Annotated in this window: 18 protein-coding genes; 3 read left to right on the plus strand and 15 right to left on the minus strand. The window is 61.2% G+C overall.

Annotation, left to right across the window (positions count from 1 at the left end):
- Positions 1-70: 70 nt before the first annotated feature.
- From RCCGE510_RS05250 to ligD, 5 genes are all read right to left on the minus strand, one after another.
- Entirely contained in the window at positions 71-1,375 is a 1,305-nt protein-coding gene (locus RCCGE510_RS05250; RefSeq protein ID WP_007627857.1) for an ABC transporter substrate-binding protein, read from the minus strand.
- Between the two features lie 156 nt (positions 1,376-1,531).
- Positions 1,532-2,599 (minus strand): sn-glycerol-3-phosphate ABC transporter ATP-binding protein UgpC, encoded by a 1,068-nt coding sequence (gene ugpC / locus RCCGE510_RS05255; protein WP_007627858.1) that lies wholly within the window; start codon positions 2,597-2,599, stop codon positions 1,532-1,534.
- A 150-nt stretch (positions 2,600-2,749) separates the two neighbouring features.
- Positions 2,750-3,742, minus strand: coding sequence for a D-erythronate dehydrogenase (denD, locus tag RCCGE510_RS05260; protein ID WP_007627861.1), 993 nt, complete (start codon positions 3,740-3,742; stop codon positions 2,750-2,752).
- A 51-nt stretch (positions 3,743-3,793) separates the two neighbouring features.
- Complete coding sequence (locus RCCGE510_RS05265) at positions 3,794-4,522, minus strand: FCD domain-containing protein (protein ID WP_037077826.1); 729 nt, start codon at positions 4,520-4,522, stop codon at positions 3,794-3,796.
- Positions 4,523-4,689: 167 nt separating this feature from the next.
- Complete coding sequence (ligD, locus tag RCCGE510_RS05270; protein WP_007627863.1) at positions 4,690-7,335, minus strand: DNA ligase D; 2,646 nt, start codon at positions 7,333-7,335, stop codon at positions 4,690-4,692.
- A 183-nt stretch (positions 7,336-7,518) separates the two neighbouring features.
- Between ligD and RCCGE510_RS05275 the strand changes: the two genes are divergently transcribed.
- On the plus strand, positions 7,519-9,285 hold the full coding sequence (locus tag RCCGE510_RS05275; protein WP_007627864.1) for an SLC13 family permease: 1,767 nt from the start codon (positions 7,519-7,521) through the stop codon (positions 9,283-9,285).
- 1 nt (position 9,286) lies between these two features.
- Here RCCGE510_RS05275 and RCCGE510_RS05280 read toward each other — a convergent pair whose 3' ends face one another.
- Positions 9,287-9,664 carry a nuclear transport factor 2 family protein gene (locus tag RCCGE510_RS05280; RefSeq protein WP_240539630.1) on the minus strand — a complete coding sequence of 126 codons (378 nt, stop codon included), beginning with the start codon at positions 9,662-9,664 and terminating at the stop codon, positions 9,287-9,289.
- 194 nt (positions 9,665-9,858) lie between these two features.
- Positions 9,859-10,098, minus strand: coding sequence for a hypothetical protein (locus RCCGE510_RS05285; RefSeq protein ID WP_007627872.1), 240 nt, complete (start codon positions 10,096-10,098; stop codon positions 9,859-9,861).
- 178 nt (positions 10,099-10,276) lie between these two features.
- On the opposite strand from RCCGE510_RS05285, the gene RCCGE510_RS05290 reads away from it, so the two are divergent.
- Together RCCGE510_RS05290 and RCCGE510_RS05295 are read left to right on the plus strand one after the other, a co-directional pair.
- Entirely contained in the window at positions 10,277-10,762 is a 486-nt protein-coding gene (locus RCCGE510_RS05290; protein ID WP_007627873.1) for a DMT family transporter, read from the plus strand.
- The gene (locus RCCGE510_RS05295; protein ID WP_007627874.1) at positions 10,759-11,199 is read left to right on the plus strand and encodes a DMT family transporter; all 441 of its coding nucleotides are present in this window, start codon (positions 10,759-10,761) and stop codon (positions 11,197-11,199) included. The genes RCCGE510_RS05290 and RCCGE510_RS05295 overlap by 4 nt, the downstream gene beginning before the upstream one ends.
- Before the next feature lie 39 nt (positions 11,200-11,238).
- Here RCCGE510_RS05295 and RCCGE510_RS05300 read toward each other — a convergent pair whose 3' ends face one another.
- The 8 genes from RCCGE510_RS05300 to RCCGE510_RS05335 all read right to left on the minus strand — a co-directional run bounded on the left by RCCGE510_RS05300 (position 11,239) and on the right by RCCGE510_RS05335 (position 20,366).
- Complete coding sequence (locus tag RCCGE510_RS05300) at positions 11,239-11,463, minus strand: hypothetical protein (RefSeq protein WP_007627875.1); 225 nt, start codon at positions 11,461-11,463, stop codon at positions 11,239-11,241.
- Positions 11,464-11,845: 382 nt separating this feature from the next.
- Positions 11,846-13,606, minus strand: coding sequence for an MOSC and FAD-binding oxidoreductase domain-containing protein (locus RCCGE510_RS05305; protein WP_007627876.1), 1,761 nt, complete (start codon positions 13,604-13,606; stop codon positions 11,846-11,848).
- Between the two features lie 230 nt (positions 13,607-13,836).
- Positions 13,837-14,997, minus strand: a complete 1,161-nt coding sequence (locus tag RCCGE510_RS05310) for an amidase family protein (RefSeq protein ID WP_037077829.1) — start codon at positions 14,995-14,997, stop codon at positions 13,837-13,839.
- 10 nt (positions 14,998-15,007) lie between these two features.
- On the minus strand, positions 15,008-15,715 hold the full coding sequence (locus tag RCCGE510_RS05315) for an ABC transporter ATP-binding protein (RefSeq protein ID WP_007627878.1): 708 nt from the start codon (positions 15,713-15,715) through the stop codon (positions 15,008-15,010).
- Complete coding sequence (locus RCCGE510_RS05320; RefSeq protein ID WP_037077831.1) at positions 15,708-17,471, minus strand: ATP-binding cassette domain-containing protein; 1,764 nt, start codon at positions 17,469-17,471, stop codon at positions 15,708-15,710. The genes RCCGE510_RS05315 and RCCGE510_RS05320 overlap by 8 nt, the downstream gene beginning before the upstream one ends.
- Positions 17,458-18,291: a branched-chain amino acid ABC transporter permease gene (locus RCCGE510_RS05325; RefSeq protein ID WP_007627880.1), complete on the minus strand. Its 834-nt coding sequence runs from the start codon at positions 18,289-18,291 to the stop codon at positions 17,458-17,460. Before RCCGE510_RS05325 ends, RCCGE510_RS05320 begins: the two co-directional genes overlap by 14 nt.
- A 50-nt stretch (positions 18,292-18,341) precedes the next feature.
- On the minus strand, positions 18,342-19,490 hold the full coding sequence (locus RCCGE510_RS05330) for a substrate-binding protein (RefSeq protein ID WP_037077833.1): 1,149 nt from the start codon (positions 19,488-19,490) through the stop codon (positions 18,342-18,344).
- 30 nt (positions 19,491-19,520) lie between these two features.
- The gene (locus RCCGE510_RS05335; RefSeq protein WP_007627884.1) at positions 19,521-20,366 is read right to left on the minus strand and encodes a nitrilase family protein; all 846 of its coding nucleotides are present in this window, start codon (positions 20,364-20,366) and stop codon (positions 19,521-19,523) included.
- Between the last annotated feature and the right edge of the window lie 16 nt (positions 20,367-20,382).

Consider the following 20,382-nt stretch of genomic DNA (forward strand, 5'->3'; position numbering starts at 1 on the left):
GCTTGTTTCCATGCATGTCGTTATCCCCGGAACCGCTGCACACTTCCGGGCGACATGCATTAAGGATGGCTTAGACGCGATAGTAGCGGTTTGCCCGGCGTTCAGCTTCCTTCATCGCATCCTCCGGCGACATCTGGCCGGTGACGGCGGCGGCATACATGTCGACCAGAACATAGTCGGCCATGGTCGCTGCCGAGGCGTAGCCAAGCGGGCCGGCATAGCCGTTCGGGCGCAGTTTTTCCGAGGCGCGCGCATAGGGCGCGTGGATCGGATCGGCAGTCCAGATCGGGTTCTTGGCAAAGGCCTTGAGCGGCTGGCAGCAATAGGCGCTGGAGCCCTGGATCCAGGCATTCATCTGGTCGGCTTCCATCATGAACTTGATGTAGGCCTTGGCCGCTTCCGGATATTTGGTGTGTTTGAAGAGAAGCAGCGAGCTCGTCTGGCAAAGCTCGACGCTCTTGCCGACCGGGCCGATCGGGAAGTTTGTCGTGCGGATGTCCTTGGCGATCTCGGCGAGCTTCGGGTCGTTCTTGGCCGTGTAATAGACCGAGACGCCGTTGGCGATCAGCGATACCTGGCCGGCCAGGAAAGCGCGGTTGTTGTTGACGTCCTGCCAGCTCTCCGTGCCCGGAATGAAGGTCGCGTACAGCTCCTTGGCATAGTTGATCGATGCCAGCGTCTCGGCGCTGTTGATCGTAACCTTGCCGCCTTCATCGACCATCATGCCGTTATGGCTCCACAGCAGCCAGTGGGCGTAGTTGTTGCCGTCGCCGACGGCCTTGCCGTGCGGGAAGCCGGCCGGCGTGCCCTTTGCCTTCATCGCCTTGCACAGTTCGAGGAAGCCTGCGGTATCGTTGGGGAATTCGTTGAAACCGGCGGCCTTCACGTGGCTGTCGCGATAGACGACGGCATTGCCGATCGCCGTCAGTGGCATGGCGATGAAGGTGTCGCCGCGCGTCGCATAACCCTTCACTCCGTCGTACCAGCCCTCATACTTGTTGCCGAGATAATTGCCGAGCTCGGTGAGATCGACCAGCTTGTCCGGATACTGGTGCGCGTCGTCGAACCAGCACATGATGAGATCGGGACCGGAGCCGACATTGGCCGCAACCGCTGCCTTCGGACGTATGTCCTCCCAGCTCTCCTTGTCGATGCGTACTTCCACACCGGTCGCTTCAGTGAATTTCTTGGTATTGGCGATCCAGGCCTCTTCATCGCCCTTGACGAAAGGCGTCCAGCGCAGCAGCCGCAGGCTGGCGCCGCTTTCCGGCGTGTAGGTCGGTTCGGCCTGCGCGAAAGATGGCTTGATGCCGAAGCCGGCAGCACCGGCAACGGCTGCCGATGCAGCAAGAAATTCACGTCTCTTGATCGTCATGAGATCCTCCTCATTGAAACAGCGGGAGCAATTCCCCGGCGTCCACCTCCCGCTTGGGTAGACGGCGGCCTGGCATCCCCGGAGCGGAAACTCCCATGGAATGCTTGCGCTCCGGCGGCCGGGAAGACTCCTCCCCTCCCGTACCGCCGGATGGCATCAGTCGGTCAACCTTTGTCCGCCTTCGGCATCGAAGAGATGGACGTGCGAAGCGTCGATCGCCACGCGGATCGCTTCGCCCGGGCGGGCATTGACACGCTCTCGGAACACGCAGCTGACATCGCTGCCGCCAAGGCGAACGTTCAAATGGGTTTCATAGCCGGTGGGTTCGATCACCACGATCTCGGCCGGCACCCCGTTCGGATCGAGGGAGATATATTCGGGGCGCAGCCCATAGACGAGCTCACGGCCCACCGCACTCGCCGGCGGATTGGCAACGGGCAGCCGCGTGCCGTTGGCGGCGACGAACTGATGGGCGTCTTCCGGATCGAGCCTGCCCTTGATCATGTTCATCGCCGGGGAGCCGATGAAGCCGCCGACGAAGAGATTGGCGGGCTTGTCGTAAAGCTCGAGCGGTGTGCCGATCTGCTCGACGACGCCGTCATGCATGACGACGATCTTGTCGGCCATGGTCATTGCCTCGATCTGGTCGTGGGTGACGTAAACAGTCGTGGTTTTCAGCCGCTGGTGCAGCTCCTTGATCTCGGCGCGCATGGCGACGCGCAGCTTGGCATCGAGATTGGAGAGCGGTTCGTCGAACAGGAAGACCTCCGGATCGCGCACGATCGCCCGGCCCATGGCGACACGCTGGCGCTGGCCGCCGGAAAGCTGGCGCGGATAACGGTCGAGCAATTTATCGAGACCGAGGATGCCGGCGGCATATTTCACCCGCTTTTCGGCCTCGGCCTTCGGCGCCTTGTTGAGCATCAGCGAGAAGCCCATGTTCTGCTCCACCGTCATATGCGGATAGAGCGCGTAGTTCTGGAACACCATGGCGATGTCGCGGTCCTTCGGCGGCAGCGTATTGACCACGCGCCCGCCGATCTTGATCTCGCCGCCGGAAATGTTCTCGAGCCCCGCCAGCATCCGCAGCAGTGTGGATTTGCCGCAGCCGGACGGGCCGACCAGGATGACGAATTCCCCATCGGCGATGTCGATATCCACGCCTTTGATGACCGGATGCACACCGAAGGATTTCCGCACATCCGCGAATTGAACGCCTGCCATACTCACTCCTCCCAGAAATCGAGCGCCATGCGCTTTAAGTATTCGTATCTCACTCTGTCTTGCCGGCCGCTGTCATCTCTCCCAAGTCCGTCAGCCACCGCAATCCCGCATCTGTGGGGGGTGCCCGCGCGGGACCTCCTTCGCGTCTCCTCAATCTCCTCGGGACGCAGCCGGAGCATCTTCGGCGAGGTAGACCTCGATCAGCTCGTCGACGCTGGCTTCGGCGGAAAAACCCAGTTGCGTCGCACGATCAGGCGCAAAGGATTTCGGCCATCCGGCGACGATCCCTTCGATGACCTCGTCGCGGCGACGGTCGATCAATTCGGCGGCCTCGGGGCCGGCGGCACGGCGCAACGCAGCAATCTGGTCGGCAACGGTGGCGGCGACCCCCGGCATGGTGAGCGTGCGCCGCGCACCCAGCGACGATGTGTCGAGCGTCGCGGCGTGGATCAGAAATTTAACGGCGGAACGCGGGCTTGCCAGCCAGTGCTTGACCGTTTCCTCCACGGGGAGAACCGCCCGCTGGCCAGCCAGCGGCTCCCGCAGAATGCCGGAAAAGAAGCCGGACGCGGCGGCATTCGGGGCGCCCGGCCGGATCACGATGGTCGGCAGTCGAATTCCGACGCCGTCGACGAAGCCGCGGCGCGAATAGTCGGACAGCAGAAGCTCGGATATCGCCTTTTGCACGCCGTAGCTGGTGAGCGGCGCCTGGATGTAATCGTCGGGGATCGGATCGGGAAACGGCGCGCCGTAGACCGCGATCGACGAGGTGAAGACGAGCCGGGGAACATAGGCTTGCCGGCTTCCTTCATGACGGATTGCTTCTAACAAAGCTCGGGTGCCATCGAGATTGACCCGGTAGCCGAGTTCGAAATCGCGCTCGGCTTCGCCGGAAACGATCGCGGCGAGATGGAAGATCACGTCGGCCCGGCGAGCCGCCAGAGCTTCTGCGGCATTGCCTTCGGAAATATCGGCCGCCAGGGCTTCGACCGACGCAACGACGCCGGCTGGCACCGGCGGCGGCGCGATATCGACAAGCGTCATGCGGGTGATCGTTTGAACGCCGAGCGAACCGCTGCGTGCCAAGCTGTTGGCGAGCTTCCGGCCGATCATGCCTCCCGCCCCGATAATGAGAATATGCATCCTATTCCCCCTGTGTTCGATTTCCTGTCTCACCTGTTCTTCGCCTGCGAACTAGGCAAGGAGCAGTTTGGTTGTCGTGTAAATGCGGGTTTCGTGGATCGCGAAGGCCGCGCATGCGGCGTCCGGGTCTCCGGTCTCCAGACCGGCGAGGATCAGCCGGTGATCGGCGATGCTGGTGGCGATCGTCCCGGGCTGCGAGACGACGCGCCTTCGGTGGCTGAGAAGGTAGGAATAGAGGTCGGCGGCCATGTCAGCCAGCACCGCGTTGCCGCTGGAGCGGTAGATGGCGGTGTGAAATTCCCGGTCACAGATCAAGAAGCGAACAGGATCGTCACTGGCGGCTTCCTGTGCGGCGATCGACTGGCGGAGATAATCAAGCGTTGAAGGCTCCATCCTGACCGCGGCAGCCCTGACGACCTGCGCTTCGATCAACAGCCGCGCCTCATGAACATTGTCGAGACTGTAGGCCGCAATGTCGCGATAGCGCGCCGCCTGAACAGCCAATTCGCCGACATCTTCCGATGCCACCACCGTGCGCGTTCCCTGCGCAACCGAGAGAATTCCATGCGTGGAAAGGATAAGGATCGCGCCACGGACGGTCTCACGGCTGACCGAGAGCGCGGCAGCCAGTTCACGTTCGCTGGGAAGCGGATCACCTGTCTTGAGGATGCCGGTGGCGATGAAGGTCGCAATCTTCTGGACGACGAAGTCTTTCATCGACTTCTTCGGCGCTCCCCCAAGCGTCGCAACGTCGTCTTCGAGCATTGCTCGAACATCCATCGCCATCCCCTCCCCCTGAGGTCTACTGGTCCGGTAAGTGGGCCAGTAGACCTCAGGGGGAGGGGATTGTCAAACGCTTGATGTCGACATTCCACTCCGCTGTAATTTGGAGCGGTTTGGCGAAGGGCAATACCGGCCCTCGGAGAAAATTCATTCCGACAGAACGCTCAAGCCGCCTTGGAGATTTTGCCAAGGCGTTTAATCGCTTGCTCCAGTGGCCGCTGGCCATCGCAGTAATCTTCCCAGGCTGACGACTTCGAAAGCAGCGCCGGCACGGTGCGGATGGTGAAACGTTTGGGGTCGAGATCCGATTTGACCTGGGTCCAGGTCAGCGGCATCGAGACGGTCGCGCCCGGCCGGGCGCGCGGCGACAAAGGCGCCACGGCCGTCGCCATCCGGTCGTTACGGAGATAGTCGAGGAAGATGCGGCCGTTCCTCAGGCTCTTTGTCATCTTGATCAGATAAAGGTCTGGATTATCACGCGCCATCTGTTGGCAGACGTCGTGCGCGAAGCCCTTCGCTTCCGCCCAGGAAAGAGGTTTGCGCTTGTTGATCGCAAGCGGCGTGACGACGTGCAGGCCCTTGCCGCCGGTCGTCTTGCAAAAGCTGATCAGACCCAGCGCGTCGAGACGATCGCGCATTTCGCGAGCGGCGGAAACGACGGTGGAGAACGGCAGATCGGGGCCGGGGTCGAGGTCGAACACCAGCCGGCCCGGCACCTCCGGCTTATGGGGTTCACAATTCCAGGGATGCAGCTCGACAGCGCCGATCTGTGCGACAGCAGCCAGACCCTCGACCCGGTCGATCTGCAGATAGGGCTTTTTGTCACCGAAGACCTTGACCAGTTCGAGAAGGTTCGAGGTGCCGGGCATCGCATGGCGCTGGAAAAACTGCTCGCCGCCAACCCCGTCCGGCGTGCGGATGATCGAACAGGGGCGACCCTTAATGTGCTCGATCATCCAGGCGCCGACGGCTTCGTAATAGCGGGCCAAGTCCTCCTTGGTCACCGCTCTGCGGTCATTGGCATCCGGCCACAGCGGCTTGTCCGGGTTGGAAATCAGCACGCCCATCACTTCGGCCTTGGCGCCTTTGCGGCGAACGGGCCGGGCCTTCGCCTCCACCGCGGGCTCGGGCACTTCAGTCTCTGCGGGCTTCGCAGGCCGTTCAGCCCTGACCTCCCTGGCCGGCTTGTCCTCGCGCAGACCCTTGAAGGCGGCCTGGCGGGCCTGACCGTCGGCGGTCCAGCCGGCGAATTCGATTTCGGCGACCAGTTCCGGCTTCAGCCAGGTGACCTCGGCCTCCTTTTTTGGCGCGCCGATGCCGGTAAAGGGCGATTTTGCCGTCTCGAGCGCCTTCAGCTTCGGAAGCAGCGATTCCACTTTCTTCGCGCCATAGCCCGTGCCGACGCGGCCGACATAGACGAAGTGGTCGCCACGGTAGACGCCGACCAGCAGGGATCGGAATTTGCCATTGGTCTTGGCATAGGCGCCGATCACCACTTCGTGGCCGGCGCGGCATTTGGACTTCGCCCAGCTTTCGGTGCGGCCGGATTGATAGGGTGCATCGCCCTGTTTGGAAACGATGCCTTCCAGTGAGAGCTTGCAGGCCGAGCGAAGCACCGCATCGCCGCCGGTTTCGAAATGTTCGACGAAACGCAGGCGGGGATCACCGCCGGCATCCGACAGGAAGTTTCGAAGCCGCGCCTTGCGTTCGATGAGAGGCAGAGATCGCAAGTCCTTGCCACCCTCATAAAGAAGATCGAAGGCGAAGTAGACGAGATCGCCGGTCCTGCCTTCGGAAATGGCTGCCTGCAGGGCTGCGAAATCCGGTGCGCCATGGTCGTCGAGGGCGCAGATCTCGCCGTCGATGATGGCGCCGGGCAGCGCCGATGCCGCCTCGGCGATCTCCGGATATTTGCCGGTCCAGTCGAGCCCCTTCCGGGTCTTCAGCGTCGCCTCGCCCTCGAGCGTGCGCATCTGGATGCGGTAGCCGTCGAACTTGATCTCATGAATCCAGCCCGTGCCGGCCGGCGGCCGCTCCAGGGTTTGGCAAAGTTGCGGCTCAATGAAGTCCGGAAGGTCGACGGTCGGAACCTTCTTCTGCTTGCTTCCGGCTCGGCGGTCCTCTTTTCTCTCTTCGGCAGCCAGCCCGTGGTTGCTGTCCCAGATGGCATCCGCCTTGATATCACCGCCCTTGATCATGAACGGTTTTGGCTTTCGGCCTTTGCCGGCGGCGATCGCGTCCATCGTTCGGCCGGAGGCCACCGAGGTGTCCTTCTCTTCCAGGATCGCCGCGCCATCCTCTTCGACCGAGAACTCGTCGTGGTGCTTGATCAACAGCCAGTTGGTGCGCTTGCCCCGATCGCGGTCATTGCGCATGCGCACCAGCACGAAGCTTCCGTGCAGCCTTTCGCCTTCCAGGGTGAACTTGAAGTCACCCTTGGCCAGGGCCTGCTCCGGGCTCTTGTTTCCCTCCGGCTCCCAATAGCCGCGGTCCCACAACATCACCGTGCCGCCGCCATACTGCCCTTTCGGAATCGTGCCTTCGAAATCGCCATAGTCGAGCGGGTGATCCTCCACCTCGACGGCCAGCCGCTTGTCGTGCGGATCGAGCGATGGGCCTTTGGTGACCGCCCAGGATTTGAACACGCCGTCGAGTTCGAGCCGCAGGTCGTAATGCAGCCGGGTGGCATCATGTTTCTGGATGATGAAGCGACGGCGATTGCTGCGCGCGATCTGCTTGTCGCCGCTCGGCTCCGCCGTCTTTTGAAAGTCGCGCTTCGATCGATATGTCGAGAGGTTGTCACTGGCCATGGTCGTTCCCCAAACAGCATATCCAAGCATGGAATGCCGGCTGGCGGCTGGAGGTTCCATGATGGCCTGCTCCCGCTGAATATTGGCAACACGCGCAAAGCGGCAATACGGTGAAAAAAATTCGCCGTCGCGTCGTATCGTTCTCATGCTTCAAACGTTAATTGCTACCACCGGGATGCAGACATGCGCGTTGACCAATGGCTTTCCCTTCTCATCATCGCGCTCATGATGGGTGCCTTTGTATGGGGTCGTTATCGATACGATATCGTCGCCGTGAGTTCGCTGCTCGTTGCCATCATTGCCGGCATCGTCCCGGCCAAAAATGCCTTTTCCGGTTTTTCCGATGACATTGTCATCATCGTCGGCAGCGCGCTCATCGTCAGTGCGGCGATATCGAGATCGGGAATCATGGATGTCGCGTTGCGCCGATTTTCTCCCGAAAGACGCGGGCCACGGACGCAGCTGATCATCCTGGTTGCCGTCGTCGCGGCCCTGTCGGCTTTCGTCAAAAATATCGGTGCGCTGGCGATCATGATCCCCGTTGCCGTGCAAATGGCTCGGAAATCACGCGTATCGCCGTCGATGTTCTTGATGCCGATGTCTTTCGCCTCTCTGCTCGGCGGGTTGATGACGCAGATCGGCACATCGCCGAACATCATCGTCTCCCGGGTGCGTGAGGAGATCACCGGGCAGCCGTTCACGATGTTCGATTATACGCCTGTCGGCCTGGCGCTCGCGGTCGCCGGCGTTGTCTTTCTGGCGCTGTTTTACAAGCTGCTTCCGGAAAGAACCCGGGCAGAAACCTCGATGGATGAGGCGGTGGCGATCAAAAACTACACGACCGAGGCCAAGGTCACCACGCCGTCGGCGGCGATCGGCCGGTCCGTCAGCTGGCTGCAGAAACCCGCCGGCGGCGATGCGATGGTGACCGCAATTATCGGTGGCAGCGGCCAGAGGCGAACGCCGCTTCCCGACACCGTGCTCAAGGATGGCGACCTTCTGATGATCGAGGGGGAGCAGAGCGCCCTCGACAAGATCGTCAGTGAAGCCAAGCTTCAACTGTCCGATCGCAAACACGAGCCGGAGACACGCCAGGACATCAGTTCTGTTGAAGCTATCGTCGGCGAACATTCCCGGCTGATCGGCGTCAGCGCAAAAGACGTCGCTCTCTTCCACAACACCGGCCTCAACCTTCTTGCCGTCAGCCGCCGGGACAGGCGCTTCACCGAGCGTCTGGGCGAGATCAAGATCCGCAACGGCGACGTCGTGGTCTTGCAGGGCGACTTGCAGAAACTGCCGGATCTTTTACGCGAATGGGGATGTTTGCCGCTGGTCGAACGCGACTTGAAGCTCGGCAACGCCCGCAATGGCATGATCCCCGTCATCATCCTCCTGGCCACCATGGCGGCGACAGCCTTCGGCGGCATTCCTGTCGCGACGGCATTTTTTGCCGCCGCCTTTCTGATGGTGGTCAGCGGATCTATTCCGTTGCGTGAAGTCTATCATCATCTCGACGCGCCCATTCTGATCATGCTGGCCGCTCTCATCCCGATCAGCGATTCGCTGAGAACCACGGGAACCACCGACATCATCGCCGACCTCCTCTCGCGGATCGCCGAAATGCTGCCGCCGTTCGGCGCGCTGGCTCTCATTCTGGTTGCGGCAATGGCCGTAACCCCATTTTTGAACAACGCGGCGACCGTTCTGGTCATGGCTCCGATTGCCGCGACCTTTGCCGCCAAGTTGGGCTTTCAGCCCGATGCTTTTCTGATGGCGGTGGCGATCGGAGCCGGCTGTGATTTCCTCACACCCATCGGACACCAGTGCAACACGCTGGTCATGGGGCCGGGCGGCTATCGCTTTGGCGACTATGCGAGATTGGGCCTGCCACTCTCGTTCATCGTCGTGCTTGTCAGTGTGCCGGCCCTGCTGGCCGTCTGGCCAATCTGACCTATGCCGTTTTTCTTTCGAGATGCCAAATCTTGGCAACAATCCGCCAGCCGTCCTTGTCTTTCACAAGGCACAGATGATCGATGAAAACATTCTCATGAATGCGCAGCCGGACTTTGACGGTGGCAGAAACATCCGAGAGCCAGTGGATCAGAACAATCTCGTCTTCACGCGGTTGCGAGCGGCTGGAAGGCGAAATCCGCTCGGCGATGACCCGGCGGTAGGCCGCGATCGGATCAACGACAATTGCGCCTTCATCAGCATCGAACAGGCTGCAGGCCGGGTGGAAAACCCTGTCGAACAGCTGGAGATCACAAGTATAAAGCGCATCGAAATAGATCTGGATGGCGCTTAGCAATTCGGTATTTCGTGACATCATCTCTCCTGGGGCAAACACGGTTCACGCGACGACATCGCATGGCTAGAGCATGATGCCGAAAAGTGTGAGCGGTTTTCGGACGACATCATGCTCCAACTCTTTATCCTGTTCCGGGAGCCACGCTGCCAGTGGCAGAATGGCCAGATAGCGTGGCATTCGTGCCAAACTTCAGAAGTCCCCCATCAGGCTTGGTGTTACTTCCACTGCGTCCCGCCGCCGACGGCGCAGCCGTAGGGTGGCAGGGAACCGGCAAAGGTGATTTTCAGCTTGGCGCAGCCCCAGCTGTTGATTGGACCGGGCATGGCATTGTTGAGCGTGATGCCGATTTCGTCATAGGGGCTGTCGGTGTTGGAGATATAGCGATACCAGCGGAAACCGGTAAAAATGACGATGGCTAGAGCGATCGTCAGCAGCAGGCGAACCAATTTTTTCACGATATTTCCTTTATATACAACCGGCGCCGTTTAGCACTCCGATGTCGAAGCCGAAAGCTCCAGCCGGGTGCAAGACGCGCCGATTATGCAGCGTCGTTGCGCGTCCTGAAAAGATGCGCCTGCTGTGGTAGCAATCTGAAAAATATCAGGCGCAATCGATTCTTTGACGGGATCTGCAATGACCATCGACGCAGCACGTAATTCGCATCCCATCTACTTCATCGGAGCTTTTGCGACGGGTGGGCTCTTGACGTTCATGGTGCATCTCAACGGGGAGTTGGCACGGTATGGCAATCCGCTGTTCTCATCCTGGACTGCTCACGGCACAGGCATGGTCGCCGCCGCTATTCTTCTTTTAGCGCTCTACCGCCGACGCACTCCGACGGTGAGAAAAACCACCGGCGCGCCGTGGTGGGCCTATCTCGGTGGGGTATCCGGCGCCGCAACGGTCATTCTGACCTCGACGGCGGTCAACTCGCCGCTCGGGCTCTCCGGCACCTTGGCTCTGGGTTTGGCAGGCCAGGTCGCCTTCAGCCTGGCGGCCGACAGCTGGGGATTGTTCGGTCTGCCGAAGCGGCGGCCGGACATGCGAGACATTGCCGCGCTCGGCCTGGTCGTCACCGGCGGCGCGCTCATCATCCTGTTTGGGCGAGGTGCGGCATGACCGTGTTCGTTCTCCTGGCTTGCCTCGGCGGCGTGCTCGTCGGCCTCAGTCGCCAGCTCAATGGACGGTTGAGCATATCCACCACGCCGTTGATCGCATCTTTCTGGAATCACGCCGTCGGTTTTGCCGTTCTCACATGCCTTGGCCTCTTTGTCGGCGGCCTGCTTCCTGTGGGCGCTGCCGAGGCGCCCTGGTATGTCTTTCTGGGTGGTCCGATCGGCGTCATCTTCGTGGCGGCAGGCAGCTGGGCGATCGCTCGCATCGGTGCGGTCAATGCAGCCCTGCTGATCATCGGCGGCCAGATGGTAACTGGGGTGGCATTCGATTATCTCAGCGCCGTTCCAACGTCGTTTTGGGCGAACGCGATCGGTATTGTTCTTATCGTCGGCGGAATGATGGTCAGCCGCAGGCGACGCAAAGCCGGCGGCTCGCACTAAAGCATGTCGCGCAAAAGTGTGCGAAGCAGTCGATAATCCCTAACGGCGGGCTCGTTCGTCCAGGGTGGAAAGAGCATCCTGCAGCCTCAGCGCCGCAAGTGCCTTCGTTGCCTCATCCGGAGACCATCCTGCTTCCAGCGCCGCGGCCAGCACTAGCGTTTCCGTTTGAAGCTCGAGCTTCTCATACAGCGGCTCGATAGCTTCGAGCGCAGTGACGAGGTGCTGGTCCGGTGGAGTGATGGATGTCGCTGCAACCGTAGGCATGAAATGCTCCTCCTATTGAACGCTAAGGTTCGAAACCCATTGGGGGCATCCTTGTTCCGTGCACATCGCATTTGGCCTGATTGTCGATGACAGAACGTAATTTGAAATCCCGACGGTCGGTACTTCGTCGTTTGAGGCCGTCTCAGCGTCGAACGAAAACCTTCGCTCGATTTAAGCCAGCAGGCAGGCTACCGCATAATTGCTTAAATCGGAAGCGGCTTGAGGATTGTGCCGCGATTCAAGCTGTTGCAGTCCTCTTTGCGCGTCATGCGAGGAAGCCCAGCAGCACGAAGGTTCGTTCGCCTTTGGGCAGCATCGTATCTCCACGCTTGCAAGGCAGTGACAATCAAACATCCGCCAAGACGTGCAAGATATCCTATCTCTACAAATCGATCACGATGTCGCCCTGGGGCTTCGAGCAGCAGATCAGCACGTTGCCATCCGCCGGCGCATCGACGGGGTCGGGCCGGTAGCCGACGCTCCCTGCGACAAGTCCGGTCTCGCAGGTGTGACAGACGCCGGTTCGGCACGACCATCGCACCGGCACGTCGCAGGCCTCCGCCAGTTCGAGCAGGCTCTGGAATGTCGGCTCCCAGCGCACATTGAGGCCGGTGCGCGCAAACGACACCATCGGCCCAGAGCCTGGAGACCCTGCCGGTAAATGCGGCGGACGAGGCGGCGAAGCAGACATTCCGGGGGTTATCGACGCGCCGGCGCCGAACATCTCGCTGTGAATGCGCTCCGGGGCGATGCCCAGATCTGTCAGTCCAACGGTCAGATCGCTCATAAATGTCGAGGGGCCGCAGATATAGACATCGCAATCGCGCGGCAGGTCGAGCATTTTCAGCGCCTGAACATCCAGACGGCCGTAAGCGTCGAAATCCAGCTCAGGCCGATCCTCCGGATCGGGCAAACTGTAGCGAATGTGGCTGCGATGGTGCGCGAGCGTTCCGAGCAGCCTGCGCGCCTCTTCGGCAAACGGATGTTCGCGGCCGTTGCGGGTAGCGTATAACCACCAGACTTGCCGGGTCGACGCTTCGGCCGCCAGAACGTGAAGCATCGCCAGCACCGGCGTCACGCCGATACCCGCACTCAAGAGAACAATGGGCGAGGCGCCCGGCCGCAACGTGAAACTGCCGCGCGCGGCGCTTGCCTGCACGATGTCTCCAACCTGCAGTTCGTCATCGATATAACCGCTGGCAAGGCCATGGGCCTCCCGTTTGACGCTGACGCGATAATGACTGGCGCTGGGCTCGCCTGACAGCGAATAGCTACGCATCATCGCCGGCGCAGAAGCTGGCCCGAGCCGCAGCACCACGAACTGCCCGGGCAGTGCCGCGGCAACGGCTTGGCCATCCGTCGGTTCGAGCAGGAGGGAGGTCACGCTGCCGCTTTCATGCACCTTACGCGACACACGCATAGGGCGGAAACCGCGCCATGCGGGAGGCGGACCGGATGCGCCGGCAAGCCCGGCATTTCCCGTCGCTGCTCCCTCCTCCCGCCCCTGCTTGAGCAGCGCCTCGAATGATCCTCGCCAACCGGCGCTGAGCGCCGGGATGTGCATCGCGCGCTCCAACTGGTCACGAGGGTGGCCGGGCATGTAAAGCAGCGCGTTGATCGTAAAAATACTCATGCCTTCGGGGCCGGACATAACCTTCACGATCTCGTCGCCTGCCCGCACTTCCCCTTCCTCCAGCACACGCAAGTAGAAGCCGGGACGGCCATGTTTGACCAGCAACGCGGCCATCTCCGGCTCGTCCATGCGTATGCCAAGCCGGTAGCAGGTGACGCGGGGCTGCGTCACCTCGAACAGTGCGGCGCCGATCCGATACCGGTCTCCAATGCAGACTTCTGCGTCGGGCAAACCATCGACGGTAAAATTCTCTCCGAACTGCCCGTAGACAAAGTCGTCGCGGCGCAACTGCTCCTGCCAGTACCGGTAGGAATCGATCTGGTAGACAAAGACCGCACGGCCTTCACCGCCATGGCCGGCGAGGTCGGCCTGTCCGTCGCCGTCCACGTTCAGTCGCCGCACCATGCGCGGACCGTCGACCGGCGTTTTCCAAATGGCGGTGTTGACGATCTTGCCTTGCCAAGTGATGTCGCGCGGCAGGCCCACATTGACGGAAAGCAAGCGTACCATGACATTTCTCCCGAATGGTGATCACCGTAATTTCGAGATTGACAGAGGATGGCTGCAGCACGAGCCCGGCCCGTTCTCGAGGGTGCTCACAGCGGCTTTCGCGATAATAGGCTTGCCGATAGAAACACAGAAGGGCTTTTCGATCGATCATACGATGGTGTTGCCGCCGGGATTCCGTTTAGTCCGCGAGCCGGCAAGCAAGGCGTGCCGTTCCCTGTTGATCCCGGATTTCAATCTGGTCTTAGTCGCCCGGCCACATTCATAAGCATTCTGTCGGTGCTCTGCGCGCCGAGCAAGGAAAGCGAAACGTTCCCCGCGCAACTGGCAGCTGGAAAAGCCAGCTGCGGGCAGCCGCTAAGGCCTGAGAGACACAGAAGCTTGATGCAGGCGGAACGAAATGCGGCGAAGCTTTCCGGCTGGGCATCGCGCGTTGGCGGGCTCATGGCCAATGTCGGAAGAGCGACAACCACATTTTCGCAGAGTAACCGGTCAATCTCCGCGGAAAGTAGCTTTCGGATCCTGTATGCCGCGCGCACCTCCTCATCGTCCAGGCGAGATCCTGATCGAAGACGCGCGGCGATATCGGGAGCAATGGCATCAGGACTCCGCTCGAAGAGCGTTTTGTTGCTTGTCCAGGCTTCCCTTTGGAGGATGGTGATAAACGCGACAGCAAGATCCGCGAGGCTGAATGAGGCGATAGAATCGATCTTGCGGATAGGCATGGCCGAAGATCGAAGGCTGGCGATCATCTCATCGGCGATCGCACCATCGATGGTTTCGAAGATATCTTCGGGAATGAGAATAGATGATGGCCGGTCATGTGCCGCGGGCATGCCGACGGCGCTCATCACCGCGGCCATGGGTTCCAGGCTTCTCGTCATGAAACCCGGCACATCGAAGCTTGGCGCCAGCGGACGCAGTGCCCTGTTGTCGAGGCTTCCATGTGTCGGCCGCCAGCCGATCAGGCCGTTGATGGCGGCGGGCAGCCGGATGGAGCCGGACGTGTCTGTTCCGAGGCCGAGATCCGCGAGGCCAGCGGCAACCGCGACGGCTGAGCCCGACGACGATCCGCCGGGAATGAGGGTGGGATCGCGTGGATTGATTGGCATGCCAAAATGGATGTTGCCGCCGATCAGGGAATAGGCGAGTTCATCGGTATTGGTTTTGCCGACGAAACAGGCGCCGGTATCCAAGAGCGTCTGGACCAAGGGCGCTGTCGCTGTCTTGATGCCGGAGGCAGCGAGCACGGCGGGATTGCCGGCCGCAGTCGGATAGCCGGCAACGTCGAAGAGGTCCTTTACCGCCAGGCGAAGGCTGGAGAGCGGACCGGTGGGCGCGCGACCGACATCCGCGTCCGGATAGGGCATGAATGCATTCCACCGGTCCTGCACGTAACGCTCCCTAGATCTTCAAATGCTGCAGGACACGGTCGCGGCTGTCTGGATCATTGGGGCTTTCCTCTTCGATCGCTCCAAGTTTGAGAATGGCCCAGCGATCCGCCACCGAAAGGGCGAAATCCAGGTTCTGTTCGACCAGCAGGATGGTTGTGCCGCGTTGCTCACGGTCGTCCCTCAACGCCTTGGCGATGTTCTGGACGACGGAAGGCTGCAGGCCTTCGGAGATTTCGTCGATCAGCAGCAGCTTTGGCCGCAGCATCAGCGCCCGTGCCAGGATCAGCATTTTCTGCTCCCCGCCCGAAAGCGTGCCGGCCTTCTGGGTTAACCGGTTCTTGAGGAACGGAAAATAGCCGTAGACCCGCTCCAGCGCGGATGCCAGATCCCCATCGCCCTTCAGCGCCAGGCGCAGATTGTCGCGGATGGAGAGATCCTGAAACAACGGCAATTCCTGGGGCGCATAGCCTATCCCGGAAGAGATCAGCTCTGCGGGTTTCCTGTCGATGATAGGGGCACCATCGACCTCGATCTCGCCCCTGCCGACACGCAGGAAGCCGAGGATCGTCTTCAGCAGCGTCGTTTTGCCCATGCCATTCTTGCCCATGAGGGCGAAAATCTCGCCGGGCCGGATGGCGAGCGATACGCCATTGACGACATCGACCGCGCCATATCCGCTCGACACGCCGCTGAGCTTGAGTTTGAACACGTCAGCCATGGGCGCCTCCTGCATAGATGGTGCGAACCATTTCGGAATTGACCACGTCATTCACCGTGCCGTCGAGAACGAGCTTGCCCTGGTGGAGAACCACGATGCGGCTCGATATGTCGCGCACGAAATCCAGATCGTGTTCGACAAGGATGGCGGCAAAACCCATCTCGTCCGTCAGTTTCTTGAGGATGGTGCCGATGGTCATGCGCTCGGTCTTGGTGAGACCCGCGGTCGGTTCGTCGAGCAGAATGATGCGTGGTTCCAGAGCGACGACCATCGCCAGTTCGAGAGCCTGCCTTTGACCATGCGACAGCAGCGACACCGGCCTGTCCAGCATGCTGGCCATGCCGGTGAGCGTCAGGATCTCGGCAGCCGCTGGCGGCAGCTTGATCTCGGCGGGTGATCGCATCGGGTTGGGTATCTCGCGGCTGAGACGCGCCATCTTCAGGCATTCGCCGATGGTCATGCTGTCGAAGATGCTGGCGACCTGGAATTTCCGGCCGACGCCGAGGGCGACGATCCGTTCGGGTGCACGGCCGGCGATATTCGTGCCGATGATATCCACTTGCCCTTCGATCTGCTCGGTACCGTCCGACAGACAGCGCATCAGCGTGGTCTTGCCGGCGCCGTTGGGGCCGACCAAGCTGACGAGTTCTCCGGCGCCGATTTCAAGGTCGATGCCCTTGAGGACGGAGAGGCTGCCATAGGACTTGCCGAGACCACGGATCGACAGAAGGCTTTTGCCTGCCAACCCATCATCCCTGGTGACGATGCGCGTCGGCAAGGACTTTAGAGTGCTGTCGGCGTTTGCCGACTGCAGGAACCGCGTCACCAGGGAGGCGAGGCCGCCCGGCAAAAGGATGATCATGACGACGAAGAGTGCACCGACGATCAACTGCCACAGGAAGGGCAGATCGCCCGAAAGACTGGCGCTCAGATAGTCGATACCGATTGCGCCGAACAAGGGCCCGATAACCGTTCCCCGGCCACCGAGTGCCGTCCAGACCACGAGTTCGGTTCCGAAAACGAAACCGGTGTTTTCGGGTGCGACGACACCGGAGGCGTTGGCGTAGAGGAAGCCCGCAAGGCCGCATACGCCGGCAAGAACGCCCGTCACGACGATTTTCAACCGGGCGGGGTTCATGCCCAAATAGGCGACGCGGGCTTCATTGTCGCGGATTGCGACGAGCAGACGGCCGGCGTCCGACCGGACGAAGACGATCGCAACAATAGCCAAAGCCAGCAGGCAGGCGCCCGACAGGCGGAAATAGCCGGGAAGCCCGAGCGGCAGAGTGTCGTAACCGACGAGGCCGCTCGAGGACCCGGTCCAGGTGCCGCCCGAAAAGACCAGCTGCGTGACGACGATCGGCACAACGAGCGAGATCACCGTGGCATAGAGTGGTGTCGATCCGTGATAGAACGCCAGCCAGCCGACGGCGAGGCCAAGGGCGAGCGGAATGAAGATGGCGGCGGCAAGAGCGACGACGAAAAGCGCCGGACTTGCGCCGATATGGGTGAGAACCATGGCGGTGGCATAGGCGCCGACGCCAAAAAATGCCGCCTGCCCGAAGGTGAGAACGCCCGTATAGCCCCAGAGCAAGTCGACGGTGATCGCCAGCATGGCGTAGATCATCGAACGCGTCAGGACGTTGAGGCTGAAGCGGCCGAGAAACATCGGTCCGAAGACGATCAGCAGGAGAGCGGCGAGCGCCAGCGCCAGAAGCAGGACAAGCCGGAGTTTCGATCGATTAGGCACGGGCAAATCCTTTCGGACGTATGCGCAGTGTGATCGCGCAGAGGACGGCCACGGTGATGCCGCCGAGGATTGGACTGAAATAGATGCTGACGAGCACCTGAGCGGCCCCGAAGATCAGGCAGGCGACCGCAAGCGCGCCAAAAGAAGAGCCCGCGACCATCACCAGCATGAAGGCGCCGGTCAGCCAGGTGACGCCCATAGTGGGATCGACGCTGGTTAGCGGCGCGAGCAGCACGCCTGCAAGCGCGGCAAGGCCGGTGCCGATCATGAAGGTCGCCAGCCGCACCTTTTCGGTGTCGATACCGAGCCCGCGCGCCAGTGTTTCGTTCATGATGACCGCGCGGGCGGAAAGACCAAGCCTTGTCCCATCGAGCAGCAAGGTGAAGCCGAGGCCCAAACCGATGGCCGCGGCAATGGCGAAAAGGCGGTAGGCCGAGTAGCCGGTGCCAAAGAGATCGAAGGTGCCGGGCAGCAGGACCGGCGTGAACTGCACGTCGCGGCCGAACCAGAGCGTGATCAACTGGCCGATGACGATGCCAAGGCCCCAGGTTGCAAGAATGGCGTCGAGCGGCCGGCGATAGAGAGGCCGCACGATGAACCGTTCGGCAACACCGCCGAGGATCGCTCCGACCAGGAACGCGAAGGGAATGGCAAGCCACGGATTAAGGCCGAACCCGCTGACGACGACAGCGCAGTAAGCCCCGATGGTCAGCCATGCGCCGTGGGCGAAATTGATGATCTTCAGCACGCCGAAGATCGCAAGCAGCCCGGCGGCAACGATGAAGAGAATGGCCGCAGTGCTGACGATATCGAGAAAGAGGGTCATTTCTAGAACTCCGATGCTGGAGCGGGGCACCCTGCCCCGCCCCGCTGGTTTCAGAGATTCGGGCACTGATCGCCAGGATCGACGTCTTTGAAGCTATCGACCACTGCAACGCTGCCGTCGTCCTTCACTTGGCCAAGATACATCGTCAGCGGCGCATGGTGCTGCTTGTTCATCGAGATCTTGCCGCGCGGGCCGGTGAAGGAAACGTCAGGAAGGGCTTTGAGCACATCAGCCGTATCAGTGCTGCCGGCCTTCTCAACGGCTGCCTTGTAAAGGTAGATCGCCTCATATTGCGGCACGGAAAGATCGTTCGGCGTGCGCAGTTCCTTGCCGAACTTCTTTTCCATGGCCGAGAGAAAAGCCTTGTTTTCCGGGCTGTCGATGCCGGTGACGTAGGATGCGGAGAGGAAGATGTCCTTGGCATCCGCGCCCATGCTCTTGGCGGTGCCTTCGTCGACCGCGAGATTGCCGTAAGGCAGGGTGACGCCGGACGAGCGCAACTGCTTGGTCAAGGTCACGTTCGGTGCGCCGCCGGCCGTCGAGGTAATGATGGCGTCGGCGCCGGAGGAGCGGACCTTGGAGATGATGGCCGTCCAGTCGCTGCCGTCCATCGGCAGATATTCCTCGCCAACGACCTTCCCGCCGGACTTTTCGATATAGCCCTTGGCGAAGGTCAGCATGCCGCGTCCGAAAGAATAATCCGAACCGATCAGGAAGAACTTCTTGGCGCCCTGCTTGCTGATGAAATTGTCGACGACCGGCGGCACCTGCTGTTCCGGAACCCAGGCATCGACGAAAAGCTTGGCGTTGCAGGATTTGCCTTCGTAGAAAGACGTGTAGATATACGGCACGTCACCCTTGGAAATGATCGGCAATCCGGCATTGCGCGCAGCACTGGTTTCCATGGAGATGACGACGTTCACCTCCTTCTGGAAAACCAGGGAATCGAAGGCCTTTTGCGCGCCGGCCGCCCCGGAGGCATCGTCGGCGATCTCAAGCTCCAACGGGCGCCCGAGCACGCCGCCTTTGGCATTGATTTCTTCAACGGCGAGTTCGGCAGCTTGGACGACGGACGGCGCGACCACGCTGTTTGCGCCCGAAAGCCCGACCGGCACGCCGATTTTGATTGGATCCTCGGCGAAAGCTGCGGTGGCGAATGCCACAGATGCCAGTGTCAGGATTATGGTTCTCATTTGCATTTTGTTCCCCTTTCTTGAGTTGGGTCGATGTTATCCGTAGACATCGGCTCGGCGGTCGCCGAGCAGATGATTGAAGCTGTTGAGCGTACGGGTCTCGGTGACGCTCGACAGATCGATTTGTGCAAGGAGGATTTCCTCGCGATCGGCACTGGCCGGACCGGAGATGGGCCAGCCTTGCGGGCCGACGATAAGGCTGCGGCCGATGAAGGACTGGCCGCGCTCGACGCCGATCCGGTCGGCGCAGGCGATGTAAAGGCCGTTGGTGTGGGCGGCCGCCTTGTGCAGGATATTGGCCATCGGCTCCGCTACGCTTTCTGCGCCGGCCATCGGTACCCAGTTGGTGGGCACGCAGACCAGTTCCGCGCCGGCCAGCGCCAACTGGCGAAATGTTTCCGGAAACCAGCCGTCGTAGCAGATGGCGATGCCGATACGGCCGAAGGGCAGGTCAAATACCGGCAGCCCGATATCACCTTTTTTGAAGAGACGGTTTTCGTTATTCCACAGATGGAGCTTGCGGTATTTGCCGATATATCCGTCGGGACCACAGAGGAGAGCGCTGTTATAAAACCGGTCGCCATCCTGCTCGGCAACGCCGCTAACGATGTAAAGGCCAAGCTCCCCGGCAAGGCGGCAAAGCGTCTCGGCACTCGGGCCGCCGGGTACCGGGCCCGCCAATGCGGCAACCTCGTCGCCGTCACGGAAGCTATAGCCGCTGTCGGCCAGTTCCGGCAGAACGACGATCTCCGCGCCCTTGGCCTTCGCTGCCCTCGCCAGCCGCTCGATGGCCGCGAGGTTATGGGCGCGATCACCGACGATCGGTTCGAACTGGACGGTTGCGACGGTTGCCATCCGTGCGGTTGAGGTCTTGATGCTCAATCTCGTCTCCAAACGC

It is taken from the genome of Rhizobium sp. CCGE 510, assembly GCF_000292525.1.
In the GTDB taxonomy this organism is placed as follows: Bacteria; Pseudomonadota; Alphaproteobacteria; order Rhizobiales; family Rhizobiaceae; genus Rhizobium.